We start from the raw sequence: 16456 nt of genomic DNA on the forward strand, positions 1-16456 counted from the left end.
TCTGTTTATCAATAAACCGGGCAGTCGTTAATAAAATAGTGACTGGCGATTTGACCTGATCCATACATTGCGGTTTTCACTCTTAAATTAATTTGCCCCTGTAAATTCATCTTCAGTAAACCACGCGCCAGAATCGAAAGCTAAACGCTCTGTAAACTGAATGCCGTTAGGCGTTTACTTTAAGCGGCGCCGTTTTATACTGCGGGAAAATTATTGATGGAGATTCCCCTTCTGAACAGCGATACCGGATTTTATTAACGGGCAAACTCGCGACAACCCCTGCGCTGTTTGCCTCTCATGGCGGGCAGCAATGCTTTATTTCATCTGATTGCACCCCGAGCCTTTATCCTTTTTTATTAAGGAGTGCTTACCTATGTTTTTTATTCACACAGCCCTGTTTCCTCCGCCTCTGCGTTAATTCCTTTCTGTTTTTAACAATATGCTTTAGCACGCCTTTACTTTTTTAAAGGTGAAACTGCGTGCGCGTTTTAAAACCTGCGGTAAGACGCCGGCGCGTTTTGCCGCACCCTGAATAACAGGTGCCGGTATGGCAAAGCTCAATTCCAGAAACATGAATAACGCCGCAAAAAAACAGGCGGCGACGTTTTGCATCGAAACGGCGTCAGCGGAGCGCCACCAGGAGACATTAGCGCGGCTGGAAAGCAGCGAAAAAGGGCTGCTGGAAAAAGAGGCGCAGGCGCGCCTTGCCGCTTACGGCCCGAATGAAGTGGCGCATGACAACGCGCCGCCTGCGCTGGTGCAGCTGCTCCAGGCGTTCAATAACCCGTTTATCTATGTGCTGATGGCGCTGGCGCTGATCAGCTTCTTTACCGATTACTGGTATCCGCTGCGCGCAGGGCAGGAGACCGATCTGACCGGCGTGATTATCATCGTCACGATGGTGATGCTGAGCGGCCTGCTGCGCTTCTGGCAGGAGTTTCGCACCAATAAAGCGGCGCAGGCGCTGAAGTCGATGGTAAGCACCACGGCGACGGTGCTGCGCCGTACCGTCAGCAACCGCGACGGCGAGAAGCGCGAAATCCCGGTCGAAGATCTGGTGCCGGGCGATATCGTGTACCTCTCGGCAGGCGATCTCATCCCGGCGGATTTACGGCTTATCGCCTCACGGGATCTGTTCATCAGCCAGGCGATACTGAGCGGCGAGTCGCTGCCGGTGGAGAAATATGACGTCACCGGCCATGTGCAGGGTAAAGGCGCCGCCGCAGATGATATTCCCGACGACAACGCCAGCCTGCTGGAGCGGGGCAATATCTGCCTGATGGGCACCAATGTCGCGAGCGGAACCGCCTGCGGCGTGGTGGTGGCGACCGGCGCGAAAACGTATTTCGGATCGCTTGCGAAATCGCTTGTCGGCAACCGCACCCAGACGGCTTTTGATAAAGGCGTGAACAGCGTCAGCTGGCTGCTGATCCGCTTTATGCTGGTGATGGTGCCGGTAGTGCTGCTCATTAACGGCTTCACCAAAGGCGACTGGCTGGACGCCACGTTTTTCGCGCTGGCCGTCGCGGTGGGCCTGACGCCTGAAATGCTGCCGATGATTGTCAGCTCTAATCTGGCGAAGGGCGCCATTGTCATGGCCCGTCGCAAGGTGATTGTAAAGCGCCTGAACGCCATACAGAATTTCGGCGCGATGGATGTGCTCTGCACCGATAAAACCGGCACGCTTACCCTGGACACCATCGTTCTGGAAAAACATCTGGACTGCCACGGCCGCGACAGTCTGCATGTGCTGTCACTCGCCTGGCTGAACAGCGTCAACCTGAGCGGCTCGCGAAACCTGATGGACCAGGCGGTGCTGGCCTCCGGGCAGGCCACGCTTCCGGCGTCGGTGCACACCGGCTATTTCAAGATAGACGAACTGCCGTTTGATTTTGTGCGCCGCCGCGTCTCTGTGGTCGTGGAGCGCTATGGCGAGCATCAGCAGACGCTTATCTGCAAGGGCGCCGTTGAAGAGATGCTCTCTGTTTCGACGCATATTCGCGAGGGCGACACGGTTTATGCGCTCGATGACGCGCGCCGCGACGCGTACCTGCGCTTAACGCGTCAGTACAATGCGCGGGGCTTCCGGGTGCTGGTGGTGGCGACCCGCGAACTGCCACAGACAGGGCTGGATCATCCGCTCTGCGTGGCGGACGAAAACGGGCTGATTATCGAAGGGATGCTGACATTTCTCGACCCGCCGAAAGCGAGCGCGGCGCAGGCGATCGCTGCGCTCCATGAGCACGGCGTGACCGTGAAAGTCCTTACCGGCGATAACCCCCTGGTGGCGGCCTGTATCTGCGAGGAGGTGGGGATCGCCCGTCGCGAGACCCTCACAGGCGATCAAATTGACGACATGGACGAGACGCAGCTTGCTGAGGCGGTTGAGCGCTGCGCGATTTTCGCGAAGCTGACGCCGCTGCAGAAATCCCGCATTCTGCGGGCGCTGCAAAATAACGGTCACACGGTCGGGTTTCTGGGCGACGGCATTAATGATGCGCCCGCCCTGCGGGATGCGGATGTCGGGATTTCAGTCGACAGCGCGGCGGATATCGCCAAAGAGTCGTCGGACATCATTTTGCTGGAAAAAGATCTGATGGTGCTGGAGCAGGGGGTGCTGACCGGGCGCGAGACCTTCGGCAATATCATCAAATACCTGAACATGACCGCCAGCTCTAACTTCGGCAATGTCTTTTCGGTGCTGGTGGCGAGCGCGTTTCTGCCGTTCCTGCCGATGCTGGCCATTCATCTGCTGGTGCAGAACCTGATGTACGACATTTCGCAGCTTTCGCTGCCGTGGGATCGCATGGATAAGGAGTTTCTGCGTCAGCCGCGTAAATGGGATGCGCAGAATATTAAGCGCTTTATGATCTGGATGGGGCCGACCTCGTCGCTGTTCGATATGGCGACCTTTGCGGTGATGTGGTTTGTGTTTGCCGCCAACTCGCCCGCGGCGCAGTCGCTCTTTCAGTCCGGCTGGTTTGTGGAGGGCCTGCTGTCGCAGACGCTGGTGGTGCATATGCTGCGTACCCGGAAAATCCCGTTTATCCAGAGCCGCGCCGCGCTGCCGGTGCTGATAACCACAGGGATCGTGATGGCGATCGGCATCGCCATTCCGTTCTCGCCGCTCGGCCATATGATTGGCCTGGTGCCGCTGCCGTGGGCGTATTTCCCGTGGCTGGCGGGGATTCTTTTCACCTATTGCGTGGTCGTGCAGGCCATGAAACGGTTGTACATCCGCAAATTCGGACAGTGGTTCTGACCTATCAACCAACAAAGGGGCCCTGGCCCCTTTGTCGTTATCCGCGCGTCGTTGCGTTTATTTACGTTTTATCTCCCGCGAACTTCGAATTCAGCGCCTGATTTCTATATCATTCAGCCCCTGTTTGCGCCCTGTGCGTTTTCTCTTAACCGGCCTGCGAAAACGGCTTCGGTACATTCTTAATCCATTAAGCTGAAATATAAACAATGACAATATCAACCACCACGGACAGCGGCCTGCCGGCCCGTACCGCCTGGACATTCAGAGATACCCTCTGGATGCTGGGCGTCTACGGCGCCACCGTCGGCGCGGGAACCCTGTTTCTTCCTGTTGAAATCGGCACGCGCGGCCCGCTGGTTTTTCTTCTGCTGCTGGTGCTGGGCATTCCCCTCTCGCTGGTGCCGCATGTCCTGATCTGCCGCGTGTTTATGCGCGACAACCAGCCGGATGACGGCACGCTGCCACTGTTTGGCGCGTTTTTCGGCGCGAAGGGCAGAGCGGCAATTCGAGTTTTCTTCTGCGTCGCGCATTTTCCGGTCACGCTGGTTTATGCCATCTCACTGGTCAACGCGCTCTCAGATTATCTGGTCAATCGCCTGCATGTCGCCCCGGTGAACCGCGCGCTGCTGGCGTTTATCGTGGTGGCGGGACTCTTCCTGGCGCTCAGTAAAGGCCGCGATAAAGTGGTCAGCATGATGGGCGCGCTGGCGCTGCCGTTTGCGCTGTCGCTGCTGCTGATAGCGGTTATCCAGATCCCCGCCTGGAGCCTGGCGAATTTCAGCCTGCCGCTGATCCCGGCAGGCGAGCCTGCGGGTGACGCGTTTAAAAATATCTGGCTGACGCTGCCGCTTATCTCCTTCGCGCTCTGCTCCGCGCCGCTGATTGCGCCGCTGGCGTCGTACTATCGTGAAAGCGGCCACGGCGGCGAAGTGAAATCGGTGCGGGTGGTACGTGTGGCGTATGCGCTGATTATTTTCAGCATCGTGTTCTTTGTGCTGAGCTGTCTTCTGGCGAATCCGCCGGCCGTCTTTGCCAGAGCGAAAGCGGAAAACCTCAATATGCTCTCGGTGATGCAGAGCCAGGGCGGCCTGGATCTGCTGTTTATCCTCGCGCCGTTTATCGCCATCGTCGGGATGACCAAATCGTTCCTCGGCGTGTGCCTGCCGGTGGCGGAAACCATCACGGCGCTGGTGGCCGAGCGCGCTGGCATGAAGAAACATGCGAAGACGCTCGCGTTCCTGGCGATGTTTGTGGTGACATTTGGCGTGGTGGATCTTAACCCGGACGTGATCACGCTGATTGAAACCGTCTGCGGGCCGCTGACCGCCATCTTCCTGTTCCTGATCCCGACGTACCTGATTTACACCCGCGATGCGCTGCGCTCGCTGCGCGGCCCTACGGCTATCGTGGTGGCCACCGGCGGCCTGTTGACGGTTTCCGCGCTGCTTTACAGTACGTTCTGATACCGCGCTTTTGCCTTCTTTCCTCTGACAACCCTGCTCCGGCAGGGTTTTTTCCGTTTGGCGCACGTTGCCGTTTACGTCGACATGAATCACTTTAAAAAAATAACCGAACAAATTACCTCTTTATTGTGGTAATTAATACTAAGGAAAATCTTAATTCAACGCTTCAGGGTATGAGGAATAACTTATTTATCGATAAATATTTCGACAGTTGACGACATTAAGATTTTTGCCTATCTTCACACTTAATTAAATTTTAGCACCGCTTAACTATTAATGGTTTCTGATGTTAAGCGCGCCACACTTTCTTGTTATGTCTGAAAGGCGGCGTGAGATCCAGAAACATAACGGGGTAGTCAACGAGACGCTGTTGTAATCGTAACGTGCAGAAAGAAAAGATAAAAACGCCGGGATGTGACTCCCGCGGCGTCGGGTAAGCCGTGCCCGTTAACTGACATCACTATTATTCCCGTGCCCATTTTACCGCAGCGTTATTCAACGCCTTTTTCAGCGATGAATGAGGGCGGGATTATTACATTCGTAATTACACGCTTAAGGAAAATAAAATGACACCACCTAACAATTTGTTCACGATTGAGCCGCAACATGACAGAAAAGCGTTTTATTCACAGTTAAAAGAGCACGGCATTCATGCCAGCGATTTGATGGGGATGCTCGCCTGCGGCAATATTCCGCCAGTGATGTACCGGGAATCAGAAATCCTCTCTGCGCTGGCGATCCTGTCATGCCGTAATACCAACAGTCTGGTGGTATCCGGCAATGAGGGCGTCGGAAAGTCCTGTTTTGTACGCAATCTTTCCCGCTATCTGTTACAGATCCAGCCGGGCTGCCATCTGGCGGAAATTAATATGGTGTCGCTGTATGCCGGTAATACCAGTCAGGAAGAGGTCGGAAAAAAGCTGGCGCTGGCGGTTGAGCTGGCCGAGCGGCATAAGGTCATTCTGTATCTCGATGGCACGCACGCGTTCACTGGGGAAAATGGTCAGTTGTCGCCGGGGATGCGTGTTCTCAACTCGCTCAGGCCGTATCTGATGACGCCATTCCGCTGCATTATTTCCGCCCCGTGCGAGGCGACGGAAACCCTGAAAAGTGACGCTACCTATAAAAAACGCTTCCGGTTTATTACGCTCTGCTCGCTCAATGACATGCAAAAGAAAAACGTGATCCTGCAACGTTTCGGGAATTCGCCTTTTATTGAGGACGCCCTGGCGGAGTCGGGCGGCGAAACGCGGGAATTACATCAGCTGATTGAAAATATCGATTATCTTCAGTCGCTGGAGCGCGTGAAAGCGAAGCTGGAATTTGCCGAAGCCTGATCGCGCCGCGCCTCTTTTCGTGGCCGTTTTTATTGCGCAATGATGCCGCCATCACATAACCGTTTAAGATTTAACTTATCTCTTAAGTTTGCCTTAAGGTTCATGCGCTACGATAGCATCATCAGGAAAAGGGGCACGTTCGCCATTATTCTGTTTACGGGTCGCCACGATGTCGGGCGGCCCTCTTTTTTTGCCTGGATTCCTGCCCATTCTCCCTTCGCTTTGATCTTACTGCCATTACTCGTTTCGCTTATCCCGCTCCGTTTGCGTTAAGAAAATTTAATGAAGGGCACGCATAAGGCTTCCTGGATAGTTGCCGATAGTTAGCAAATATATCCCGCCTTTCTGGCGGCGTCTGGAGATAAACATAATGACCAGTAAGCTCTCTCCCGGAAGAAAGCTTAAGACCAAAACCCTGATGCTGTTATCTATTTTCATTACGATAACCGCAGGTTTTGGCATTACGATGGGTTTACTGCTCTGGCAATCGATGTCGCAGCAGGAATATGTCGCGAAAAAACACCTGCAACAAATTGCGCAAACGGAAACCCTTGAGGTGAGCCGTCGCCTGGATTCGGCGTTAACCGCCGCGCGCGATGTCGGCATCAGCGCCTGGGCGCTGCATGAGTCCGGGCTTAAGGATCGCAAAGGGCTGGAGCAGTTGTTAGTCAGCTTCTTGCGCGCGCATGATGATTTTTTATCGATGTCGCTGACTTTCGAGCCCAACGCGTTTGACGGAAGCGACGCCACATTTGCCGGGCAGGCGGGCCAGGATCCGAACGGACGCTACGCGCGTTATGTGGACCGCGACAGCGCAGGCAACCCGGCGCTGCATAATCTGGTGGATTATGAAACTCCCGGCAGCGGTGATTATTACGTGCTTCCGCGCCAGCGGCAGAAAGATGTCATCCTCGAGCCTTATATCTACCCCTACAACGGCGTGGATGTGATGCTCACGTCGATTGCGGCGCCTGTCGTACGCGACGGTAAATTCCAGGGCTCGGTGACCGCTGATTTCTCGCTCGAAACGCTGCAAAAAATGGTGGGCGCGATCAAACCCTGGGATGGCGTTGGCTATGCGCTGCTCCTCTCGGCTGACAATAAAGTGATCTCCGCGCCGGATAAAGCGACCATCGGCAAGCCTTATAAGGGCACCGTGACGGGCCGCGAGGTGATTCGCTATGACGATCCGGTGCTGGGCGAACCGGCGTTTATCACCTGGAACACGATTGCCGTGGGCAACAGCGGCACGCCGTGGAAGCTGGCGGTGGTCACGCCGGTGAGCGTGGTGATGGCCGAAGCCTGGCAGGGGCTTATCAATGCCCTTATTCTGATGGTGCTGAGCATCGCGGTCGTGAGCCTGGTGGTGGCGCTGGTCTTCACCCGTAAGGTGGCGCGCCCGGTGGGCGGCGAACCGCTGGAGGCGTCGGAAATCGCGCTCTCTGTCGCGCATGGCAACCTGAATAACGCGATTCCGGTACAGCAGGGCGATACCAGCAGCATCTTCTATGCGTTAAGTGCGATGCAGGCGCGGCTGCGCGACATTGTCGGCGATATCAGCGATGCCAGTCATTCCGTGCGCGCCGGCAGCAGTGAAATCGCCGCGGGCAATACCGATCTGGCATCCCGCACCGAAGAGCAGGCAGCCGCGATTGTCGAGACGGCCGCCAGCATGGAAGAGATTTCCGCGACGGTGAAAAACAACGCCGAGAGCGCCGGCCGCGCGATTGTGCTGACGGAGAAAGCGAAGGATATCGCGGGCGCGGGTGAAGCGCTGGTGGAGCGCGTGGTGCATGTGATGTCGCAGGTGGATGAGAGCTCGCAGAAAATCAGCGACATCACCAGCATCATCGACAGCATCGCCTTCCAGACCAACATCCTGGCGCTGAACGCCGCGGTGGAAGCGGCGCGCGCCGGTGAGCAGGGGCGCGGCTTCGCGGTCGTCGCCGGTGAAGTGCGCACGCTCGCCAGCCGCAGCGCGAACGCGGCGAAAGAGATCTCTCAGCTTATTACGGAATCGACCGGCCGCGTCGGGCAGGGCGTGACGCTGGTGAACGAAACCGGCGCCACGATGAAACAGATCATCGACGCGGTGACCAGCGTACACCTGGCGATTAACGAAATCGTGCGGGCGCTGGATGAGCAGACCCGCGGGGTGGATCAGATAAGCGTGGCGGTGAATCAGATGGACAGCGTGACCCAGCAGAACGCCTCGCTGGTGCAGCAGGTTTCCGCGGCGGCGATGTCGCTTGAGGAGCAGGCGAAGGCGCTGGAAACCGCGCTGGCGTTCTTCAGTACCCGCCAGCAGATGGCCTGACGGCGGAACGCCACAGACCCGCCGCGCAGGGTTCGCCCTGTGCGGTTTTTTTACTTCCGTTTGCCCTGCTTAATGCACGCCCGCACTGCCTGCGCAACCCCTTGATCTGGTATGTATTAACCCTGTATAGCGAGGGGTAATATTCATACGTTCAATACACTTTCAGGAAGAACCCATGATGCGTTATGGAGTTGTAGTGGTGGCTGTGGCCGCGGTATTAACCGGGTGTGCGACCCGAACGTCGCCGGAAATACATGCGCGGCACTATGTCCTGCAGGGAATGGAGTCGCACGACGCGAATTTGAGAGTGGATAAAGCCGGGAGCATCGCCGCGTTTATGCCTGCCTTTACCAGCGTCTACAATCAGGGCAAAGCGGATAAAGCGCAGGGGCGTGATGCCGCCTGGGCAGAGCGTCAGGCTAAAGCTTACCGCGAGAACGCCTGCGGCATACAAACCACCAGCGAATTCGCGAACCATCGCGGCCAGTTCTCAGATGACAACACCAGCCCGCGCGAAAAGCGGATGCTGGGCGACGATCTGGCGCAGACCTATCTGGATGGGTTTTACGGCCGGTAGGGTTTATGCGCTGCGGCGGGATTGATAAGCAGGCCGGTTCTCCGGCCTGTTTTGACGGCGCCTGAGATCAGTAAGCGGTCACCGAAATCATACATCCGAAATCTTTGGAGATATTGGTGATGGTGCCATCCACTTTCAGTCGCTGCCCTTCATTCAGGGCATTCATATCCGGATAACCGCTGACGGCCACCGTATTGCTGCCGACCTTCAGCAGGAAAAATTCCTCAGTGACAAAGTTATTGTCATGCAGATGGACTATCCCTTCTGTTGTCATGCCCAGCCCGTTAAAGGTCTGATTTGCGCGGCCAGGGTTTTTATTGGCTTCGGCGCAAATCTGGCTGACGGATTTGTCCGTCTTCTGAAGCGGAGTTTTTAACCCTTTGTTAATGCTGGCGAGGCCTGAGTTTAACGCGCCCAGACCATCGTTAAGCTGCGCGCAGCCTGAGAGAAGAAGGGCAGAAAGCAGTACGGCATATCCGGTTTTCATAATCGTCACTCTTCGAAACTATTTTCCATAAATATCAACCGGATAATAACATATTCATCACCTTTTAAGGGCGGAGTGCCATTTCTGGTAGGGGAGAGCGATTCTGGCAACAGCAGCGACACCCTCACGGTTAACAGGCGATACAGAACCCGTAATCCGGCATGACGGAAGCGTTAAAGATGAGCAAGGCGATCGTGGTAGCTATTAGTTTTGTATTTCTTTAGATAAGGCGAACGCGCCGCTACGTAAGTGGCCTTTTCTGTACTGCTCTTTGTGGGGTGAAAGCTATTAAAAAAACCACTACTAGTTACAACATACATATGGGCGACGTGCTTTTGCACCGGCAGCCGCCACGCGGTTCTGAACCATTACAGTCCCTTCCGGCCGTGGTTGCGGCGTCAGATTCGTTCCTGAAACCACAGAGCGCGTAACTACCCATTGCCGGGCCGCCCGCGCCCGCCCGGAGGGCGGGTAAACCTGATTCGCTTTATTGTATGTTGTAACTACACCGCCAGGCGGCTCCTGCGGATCCGCAGGCCGGAGATACGGGCTGACTGCGTCAGCCCCACTCCGCAGGTGTAGACAATCGCTGTAGCCGCTGTGAGGGGCGGTCTGGCAGAGGTAAAACGCGTTAACCTGCGCGGTCAGCCATGACAGTGAGCCTCGTTATCATTTGATAATCGCTTAACCCGCGTTATTCAGACACGCCACATACTTTTCGCACGAGAGACGTACCCGCTCGCTGGCCCCGGCGGTGATTTCCCGGCCTTCAAACGCGCCCCAGAGCGTCGAGAATGTCACGCCTCGCAACCTGTCGATCATCGCGCTGACGGTCGCCGCCGGGAGCGGCAGCATATTCGGGTAACTCCACATAAAAGAGACGCTGTTCGCACCCGGCGTCACCTGCAAAATATCGCCGGTCAGCAGCAGGCCGTCGCCACGCGCGTCATGCAACACGGCGCCGCCCGCGAAATGCCCGCCCAGGCGTAGTAGCCGGATATCACCGGTAAGCGTTAGTTCGTCGCCCTCCCAGAGCCGGATAAACGGGCTCTCGCGCATGATCCACTCGCGGTCGCTGGCATGCAGGTAAACCGGCGCGTCAAAGGCGGCCGCCCAGTCCTGCATGGTGGTGTAAAAATGCGGATGCGAAATGGCGACAGCCATCAACCCGCCGAGCGCGGAAACCAGGGTTTTGGTCGCGTCATCCAGCGTGGCGACGCAGTCCCAGAGAATATTTCCCTGCGGCGTGCGCAGCAGAAACGCGCGCTGGCCAATGGCGAAATCCGGTACGGTCCGGATGCTGAAAAGGTCGGGAGCATGCTGTTTCCACTTATTCGAATGGGAAGCGAGCAGGGCGTCGGCATCCACCCACTGCTGGCCCGTCACCGGCACAAACTGCCGCTCATCGTCGCAAATTTTGCACCGCGGCGGAGAGAACGCATAAGACGTGCCGCAGGCTTTACAGAGGGTGATCACAATGGCCTCCAGGAGTGTACTGGCTATCGCCTTCTGACATAAACCATAGAGCAAACCGGTGTGATGAACATGTAAAAGCAGCCATTTTTATTCCCGCACAATTCACAGGCCATTTACTTAAATAAATTTAATATTTTGTGAATCATGGGCCTACGAAAAAGCGTATGAACAGCGCTAATTATTCATTGCCTGGCTGCCGATATTCGTTGTGCCGGTTTGATTTAAGCACTGGCTCCATACAGCAAAAATAAGCATCACCGAGGAAACACTTCATGTCCATTACACAACGTCTTATGCTGACGTTCTCACTACTCTCCGCCGCGCTGATCGCCATGGTGATCACATCGGTAGTGGTCGTCAGCAATTTTCAGGCACGGTTTCAGTACGTCCAGGAAAACACGCTTCCGTCGGTGCTTGATATCGGCAAAATGATTGATGGCAGTAATACATTGATTATCTGGCTCTATCGTCACCAGAATACGGCTGACGCGTCAGGTCAGGCCAGAATTGAAAAAGAGATCGATACGGTGCTTAACCGTATCACTACGCTGAACCAGTATTACCTGCAGAATGAAACCTCAAACGAAGAAGACAGGCAGATTTCTGAAAGTATTGGCACTGTCATTCAGACAGTCCAGGCCCGCTTACCCGCGTTCCTTGAAAGCTCCCGTACGCACGACAGCGCCACCGCGCTGGCGGCATTGCGCGATGATAATGGCGTCGGCGGCGCGGCGCGTCAGCTGATCGCCCTGTATCAGAAACAGCTCGGGGTTAACGAAGCTGTCGGCAAAACGCTGCGTCAGGAAAATGATCGTTCCTATAATCAGACGCTCTGGGGGCTTATCGGCACCTCTGCGGCCGTCATCATTATCCTCGGCTTTTTCACGCTGAAGACCATTTTCGCTATCCGCAACCAGCTCAACAGCATGCGCCAGACGCTGGAAACCGCGAGCGAGCGTCTCGATCTCACGCTGCGCGCCGACGACTCGCGCAATGATGAAATTGGGCAGACGGCGAAAGCATATAACGCGCTGGCGGCCAATGTGGCTTCATCGCTCGCTGCCGTGGAATCGTCTGCGCAGTCGGTCAGTTCCGCCTCCGGGCAGATTTCAGCCGGTAACGAAGATCTCTCGTCGCGTACGGAAGAGCAGGCCGCCTCGCTGGAACAGACCGCCGCCAGCATGTCTGAGCTGAGCGAAACCGTGCGTCAGACCGCGGAAAACACCCAGCTTGCCAGCCAGCTGGCGAAAAACGCGCGCGATATCTCGGAAGACAGCCAGTCACGCGTCAACACTATGCTGAGCACCATGAGCAGCATTCGCGACAGCTCGTCGAAAATTACCGATATTATCGCCATGATCGAAGGCATTGCCTTCCAGACCAATATCCTGGCGCTTAACGCGGCGGTGGAAGCCGCGCGTGCGGGTGAGCAGGGCAGAGGCTTTGCCGTGGTCGCGGGCGAAGTTCGCACGCTGGCGCAGCGCTCATCGTCTTCCGCGCGTGAAATCAAAGAGCTGATTGAGAACTCGATGCAGTTCGTGGAAGCGGGTTCATCGCAGGCGGAAGGCGTTGGCCAGAACATCGGCAAGATGACCGAGGCCGTCCGTCAGGTAACGGATATTGTCGATGAAATTTCCGTGGCCGCTCAGGAGCAGGCGCAGGGCATTAATCAGGTTCATCTGGCCGTCAACCAGATGGATGATGTGACCCAGCAGAACGCCGCGCTGGTTGAGCAGGCATCGGCCGCCTCACAGTCGCTCATGGAGCAGGCCGCGTCCCTGAACCAGCTGGTCGGCGCGTTTACCATCGCCGCCAACAGCCACGCGAAAAGCGCGGCACGTCAGGCCGCCGCCCCGGTAACGCCGATCAAAACGCTGCGTCCGGTACCCGCCGCCGCGGCCGTATCGGATAACGACTGGCAGAGCTTCTGATTCGCCGCCTTGATGGTATAAGCGGGTGATATAACAGCCCGGACTGCCGTTATCTTATAAGCCACGCCCGGTACCTGTACCGGGCGTTTTTACAGGCTGGTTACCGATCATCCAGCGTATGATCGACCACAATCCCAAGCGTGCGTCGAATAACGTCCCCCATCGCCACATCTTTCGTCGTTTCAAGCTCGTCCAGCAGCTGCTGAATAATCGTTTTATGCGTCAGCGCCGCGCCGTCGGATACCATGCTTTGCACGATCTGCCCAAGCAGGGCCGCCTCCTGCGCCAGTTTATCGCCGGCACGATGAAAGTAATCAGCGAGTGCCGCGTCAGGCAACGCGACGGATATGGCAGTTTCAGACGTGATCGGGCTCATCGGGGTCGCCTTCATGGTTAAGAAACAACATGCTGTGGTTCATCAGTACGATACTGATGAGGAAGTCGAAATTCTGTCATGCACGACTTAGCGCAACCGGCGCCGCGCCTGGTTCTGAATACTCTGAATAAAAGGCAGAGATAAAATCTGTAATGAATAAACAGGCGCTGCCGGACGTATACAGAGCATATTTCTCCGGAGTTATTCATCATGAATCTTCCTGCGTGCGCTGTCATCCTGCTGGCCGCCTTTTTCTCTGCTTTTATTTCTGCCGCACCGGTCTCTTATGTCATCCTGCCGTCACACACTGTCGTGGCGCTATCGTGGCGTGCGTTCGGCGGGCTCTCGCAGGCGCAGATCCGTGGCGCGACCGGCGACGTCACGCTCGATAACGACAATCAACACAACAGCCGGGTAAATGTCGTGATACCGCTGGCATCGCTTAACGCCTCAAACGATCTACTGACGTACCAGATGAAAAGCCCGTTGTTTTTCGATGCCGCCCGCTACCGGGTGATTTCGTTTGTCAGCGATCGGGTGACCGCTGCCGGCAACGGGCGTCTTCAGGTGTCAGGAACGCTGGTCGTCAAAGGTATCCGCCGCCCGGTGGTGCTGGAGGTCACAGGCGGGCAGAACAGGTTCCTTCACCCGGCCGCGTCGCCACTGTCGCTGCGCGCGACGACGGCTATCTCCCGATCCGCCTTTGGTATGGGCGGGTTTTCCTCTTTCGTCGATGACCGCGTACAGATTGATATCCTGATCGCGGCGAAATCATAACAACGGGCAGAGGTTTACCGTGACGCCGCCAGCATATGCTTTAACTGGCGCGCCGTTTTCGCCAGCAGCGACGACGGATGACGCCCGATAAAGACAAACTGGTAACCGTGACGACGCCACCAGATCAGATTCATGCCGTGGCGGTTTTCTGCGAAAAAATCGGTATCGCTTTGCAACGCTTCGCGGGAGATACAGAGCGCCATCGGGCCATATTCCGGATGCAGCCAGGCGACCTGCGCGATAGGCTGCGTGTCGTAACGCAGCATACGCACCATCTTCAGCTCCGCATCATGCAGCGTGAGCTGATCCGCGCGCAGGGTAAGCGCCAGATCCTGTCCGGCACGCTGTAACCCCCGCGCAAGCGCGGCAGGGGAGGCATCGGCATCAAGCAGCGTTTCGGCGCTGTAGAGCGACATATACTGCGCTTCGAGATCGCGAATTTTTTCGCTGCCGTCAGGTAACGCCGCCGCTTTATTCAGCCAGTAGCCAAGCCCGGTCCCCAGCGTCATAAACCCTACGGAGGCCGCAATCAGCGCGCGACGGCTGATACCGGAAGCACGCTGGTTTTCAGCCTGCGTGGAGGCGGCGTCATCAAGCCGCTGCTGCATCCGCGACAGCGGCGCGTCATCCAGCAGCGGGGCAAACGCCTGACGAAGGGCGCTGGTGTTTAACGATAACGCGCCGACGCGCCCGGTCAGCGCCGGATCTTCCGCCATCTGTGCCTGAAAACGCTGCGCATCGGTCTCATTCATCTCGCCGTCCAGCCAGGCGACAATGGCCTCATCGCTGTAAGGCGGCGTAAAAGTTTCGGATTTCACACTCGTCTCTCCTCAGCCACAGAGGGCGCGGCCAGCGTCCGGGATAAACTGGCTCGCGCCGTCGCCAGCCTGCTCATTACCGTGCCGACAGGCACTGACAGCGTCTGCGCCGCCTCCTGACAGGTAAAGCCTTCGACATACACCAGAAATACGGTATTGCGCTGGGCTTCGGGAAGCGCGCTGACATGGCGCATCACTTTATGGAAATACAGCCTGGCCTCATCCTGCGTACGGGTATCCGGCGCGATCAGTTCATCGCTGTCGATAAAGCCCTGTCCCTGGCGCACCCGACGCGCGCGCAAATCGGAGACCCAGATGGAATGCAGGATCGCAAACAGCCAGCTGTCCACACGAGTGCCGGGAATAAACTGCGCGCTTTTTTCGAGCGCGCGCAGACAGGTGGCCTGCACCAGCTCCTCTGCGGTATCGCGGTTACGTGAAAGCACCAGCCCATAGCGCCACAGGCGGCTCAGATGGGCGGTAAGCTGCTGGCGAACATCGCTGGTGGTGATTTTTCAGTCCTCAGCCGGAAGGGATTATTTTTGATGCCCGTCGCCGGTGAACGCGCGGCCGGGCATCATACGCCGCAAGGTATCGTCTTTCAGCACATAATGATGCGCCAGCGCCGCCAGCGCGTGCATAAAGACCAGCGCGATAATCGCCCAGGCCACACCGTTATGCCATGTCGCAAGCGTGTGTTTTATCGCAGGATCGACGTTAAACCAGCCGGTGAGATCGATTATCCCGAAGAACGTAAACGGCTCGTGCTGCGCCCAGCGGAACAGAAATCCCAGCACAATTTGCGCCGCTAACAGCAGATACAGCGCGGCGTGTACGCTGCCGGCAAGAAATCGTGCGGCCGGAGACGTTGCTTCCCGGGACGGCGCGCGCCGCCCTGAAAAGCGCCAGGCCAGCCGTACGATAACAATGACCGTCAGTAAAATCCCACACGAGATATGCACCGCCTGGAGCCCTTTTCGCAGCGGCGTGCCGCGCTCCAGCCATTCCCAGATATGCGCGCTGGCAAAGAGAAAAAGCACGCCCGCCGCCGTCAGCCAGTGCAGCGACAGGGTAACGCCATCGTAACGCCGGCGCGTTACAGAGAGATTCATTTCAGCCATGATAAAGTCCATCAGTCAGTCACTGACGGGTTAACGCATCAGTCACCGTTTCTATTCGATATTTTTTGTTTTTTTATCATGCCCCGTAAGAGGGCCGGGATTCGCTCCGGCTTTCTGCACGGCTAAAATGTTCGATGAATCAAAACCGTAAAGGTATTCATGTACAAAATGTATTCCGCTCCGGTATGTTAGGCAGAGCGTGTCACCACGACAGGAGTCCACTATGACCACGTTCGTCTTCTTTAAAAAAGGCAGCCAGCTTTTTGCGCTCGATAAAACCGATACCGAAAAAGCGTCACGGCTGAAAGCGAAAGGTTATGAAAAGCAGTTCGAAGAAATTGACGCGGCCGGGGCAGATCAGGCGCTAACGCGTTATGCGGATATCAAAAAAGAAGAGGAGATCGCGCCCTTCGCCTGGGCCAGTGGCGCGATTTTTTCCGGCGCGATCGTGGTGGTGCTGGCGCTGGCGGGCTATTTTTTCTCTCAGTAGGTATCCCACCTGTGGAAAGGAAGA

The 16456-nt window shown here is 56.5% G+C and carries 14 protein-coding genes; 8 read left to right on the forward strand and 6 right to left on the reverse strand.

Features of this window, described 5'->3' with window-relative positions:
- The first annotated feature begins 547 nt into the window (after nucleotides 1-547).
- From mgtA to AFK65_RS20205, 5 genes are all read left to right on the forward strand, one after another.
- Nucleotides 548-3262 carry a magnesium-translocating P-type ATPase gene (gene mgtA, locus AFK65_RS20185; protein ID WP_007705968.1) on the forward strand — a complete coding sequence of 905 codons (2715 nt, stop codon included), beginning with the start codon at nucleotides 548-550 and terminating at the stop codon, nucleotides 3260-3262.
- Nucleotides 3263-3468: 206 nt separating this feature from the next.
- The gene (locus AFK65_RS20190; RefSeq protein WP_172461557.1) at nucleotides 3469-4725 is read left to right on the forward strand and encodes an SLC5/6 family protein; all 1257 of its coding nucleotides are present in this window, start codon (nucleotides 3469-3471) and stop codon (nucleotides 4723-4725) included.
- Nucleotides 4726-5291: 566 nt separating this feature from the next.
- The gene (locus AFK65_RS20195) at nucleotides 5292-6062 is read left to right on the forward strand and encodes an AAA family ATPase (protein WP_007705964.1); all 771 of its coding nucleotides are present in this window, start codon (nucleotides 5292-5294) and stop codon (nucleotides 6060-6062) included.
- Between the two features lie 370 nt (nucleotides 6063-6432).
- Nucleotides 6433-8379: a methyl-accepting chemotaxis protein gene (locus AFK65_RS20200; protein ID WP_038858823.1), complete on the forward strand. Its 1947-nt coding sequence runs from the start codon at nucleotides 6433-6435 to the stop codon at nucleotides 8377-8379.
- Between the two features lie 175 nt (nucleotides 8380-8554).
- Entirely contained in the window at nucleotides 8555-8956 is a 402-nt protein-coding gene (locus tag AFK65_RS20205) for an Exc2 family lipoprotein (protein WP_032805197.1), read from the forward strand.
- Nucleotides 8957-9023: 67 nt separating this feature from the next.
- Here AFK65_RS20205 and AFK65_RS20210 read toward each other — a convergent pair whose 3' ends face one another.
- Nucleotides 9024-9443: a hypothetical protein gene (locus tag AFK65_RS20210; RefSeq protein WP_038858824.1), complete on the reverse strand. Its 420-nt coding sequence runs from the start codon at nucleotides 9441-9443 to the stop codon at nucleotides 9024-9026.
- 684 nt (nucleotides 9444-10127) lie between these two features.
- Entirely contained in the window at nucleotides 10128-10919 is a 792-nt protein-coding gene (locus tag AFK65_RS20215) for an MBL fold hydrolase (RefSeq protein ID WP_007705940.1), read from the reverse strand.
- Between the two features lie 272 nt (nucleotides 10920-11191).
- On the opposite strand from AFK65_RS20215, the gene AFK65_RS20220 reads away from it, so the two are divergent.
- Nucleotides 11192-12850 (forward strand): methyl-accepting chemotaxis protein, encoded by a 1659-nt coding sequence (locus AFK65_RS20220; RefSeq protein WP_007705938.1) that lies wholly within the window; start codon nucleotides 11192-11194, stop codon nucleotides 12848-12850.
- A 100-nt stretch (nucleotides 12851-12950) separates the two neighbouring features.
- Here the strand turns inward: AFK65_RS20220 and AFK65_RS20225 are convergent, their stop codons facing one another.
- Entirely contained in the window at nucleotides 12951-13226 is a 276-nt protein-coding gene (locus AFK65_RS20225) for a biofilm development regulator YmgB/AriR family protein (protein ID WP_007705934.1), read from the reverse strand.
- Between the two features lie 210 nt (nucleotides 13227-13436).
- Here AFK65_RS20225 and AFK65_RS20230 point away from each other — a divergent pair, with 210 nt between their 5' ends.
- Nucleotides 13437-14003, forward strand: a complete 567-nt coding sequence (locus AFK65_RS20230) for a YceI family protein (RefSeq protein ID WP_007705932.1) — start codon at nucleotides 13437-13439, stop codon at nucleotides 14001-14003.
- 14 nt (nucleotides 14004-14017) lie between these two features.
- Here AFK65_RS20230 and AFK65_RS20235 read toward each other — a convergent pair whose 3' ends face one another.
- The 3 genes from AFK65_RS20235 to AFK65_RS20245 form a co-directional block, all read right to left on the reverse strand.
- Nucleotides 14018-14821, reverse strand: a complete 804-nt coding sequence (locus AFK65_RS20235) for an anti-sigma factor family protein (protein ID WP_007705929.1) — start codon at nucleotides 14819-14821, stop codon at nucleotides 14018-14020.
- Nucleotides 14818-15294, reverse strand: coding sequence for an RNA polymerase sigma factor (locus AFK65_RS20240; RefSeq protein ID WP_236612747.1), 477 nt, complete (start codon nucleotides 15292-15294; stop codon nucleotides 14818-14820). The genes AFK65_RS20235 and AFK65_RS20240 overlap by 4 nt, the downstream gene beginning before the upstream one ends.
- 63 nt (nucleotides 15295-15357) lie before the next feature.
- On the reverse strand, nucleotides 15358-15942 hold the full coding sequence (locus AFK65_RS20245) for a cytochrome b (RefSeq protein WP_038858839.1): 585 nt from the start codon (nucleotides 15940-15942) through the stop codon (nucleotides 15358-15360).
- Between the two features lie 223 nt (nucleotides 15943-16165).
- Here AFK65_RS20245 and AFK65_RS20250 point away from each other — a divergent pair, with 223 nt between their 5' ends.
- Entirely contained in the window at nucleotides 16166-16432 is a 267-nt protein-coding gene (locus AFK65_RS20250; RefSeq protein ID WP_007705917.1) for a hypothetical protein, read from the forward strand.
- Nucleotides 16433-16456 lie beyond the last annotated feature (24 nt).

It is taken from the genome of Cronobacter universalis NCTC 9529 (assembly GCF_001277175.1).
In the GTDB taxonomy this organism is placed as follows: Bacteria; Pseudomonadota; Gammaproteobacteria; order Enterobacterales; family Enterobacteriaceae; genus Cronobacter; species Cronobacter universalis.

What these genes read in the sequence shown, in the direction of transcription:
- mgtA (WP_007705968.1), top strand. Translation starts at nt 548, where the DNA reads ATGGCAAAGCTCAATTCCAGAAACATGAATAACGCCGCAAAAAAACAG.
- AFK65_RS20190 (WP_172461557.1), top strand. Translation starts at nt 3,469, where the DNA reads ATGACAATATCAACCACCACGGACAGCGGCCTGCCGGCCCGTACCGCC.
- AFK65_RS20195 (WP_007705964.1), top strand. Translation starts at nt 5,292, where the DNA reads ATGACACCACCTAACAATTTGTTCACGATTGAGCCGCAACATGACAGA.
- AFK65_RS20200 (WP_038858823.1), top strand. Translation starts at nt 6,433, where the DNA reads ATGACCAGTAAGCTCTCTCCCGGAAGAAAGCTTAAGACCAAAACCCTG.
- AFK65_RS20205 (WP_032805197.1), top strand. Translation starts at nt 8,555, where the DNA reads ATGATGCGTTATGGAGTTGTAGTGGTGGCTGTGGCCGCGGTATTAACC.
- AFK65_RS20210 (WP_038858824.1), bottom strand. Translation starts at nt 9,443, where the DNA reads ATGAAAACCGGATATGCCGTACTGCTTTCTGCCCTTCTTCTCTCAGGC.
- AFK65_RS20220 (WP_007705938.1), top strand. Translation starts at nt 11,192, where the DNA reads ATGTCCATTACACAACGTCTTATGCTGACGTTCTCACTACTCTCCGCC.
- AFK65_RS20225 (WP_007705934.1), bottom strand. Translation starts at nt 13,226, where the DNA reads ATGAGCCCGATCACGTCTGAAACTGCCATATCCGTCGCGTTGCCTGAC.
- AFK65_RS20230 (WP_007705932.1), top strand. Translation starts at nt 13,437, where the DNA reads ATGAATCTTCCTGCGTGCGCTGTCATCCTGCTGGCCGCCTTTTTCTCT.
- AFK65_RS20245 (WP_038858839.1), bottom strand. Translation starts at nt 15,942, where the DNA reads ATGGCTGAAATGAATCTCTCTGTAACGCGCCGGCGTTACGATGGCGTT.
- AFK65_RS20250 (WP_007705917.1), top strand. Translation starts at nt 16,166, where the DNA reads ATGACCACGTTCGTCTTCTTTAAAAAAGGCAGCCAGCTTTTTGCGCTC.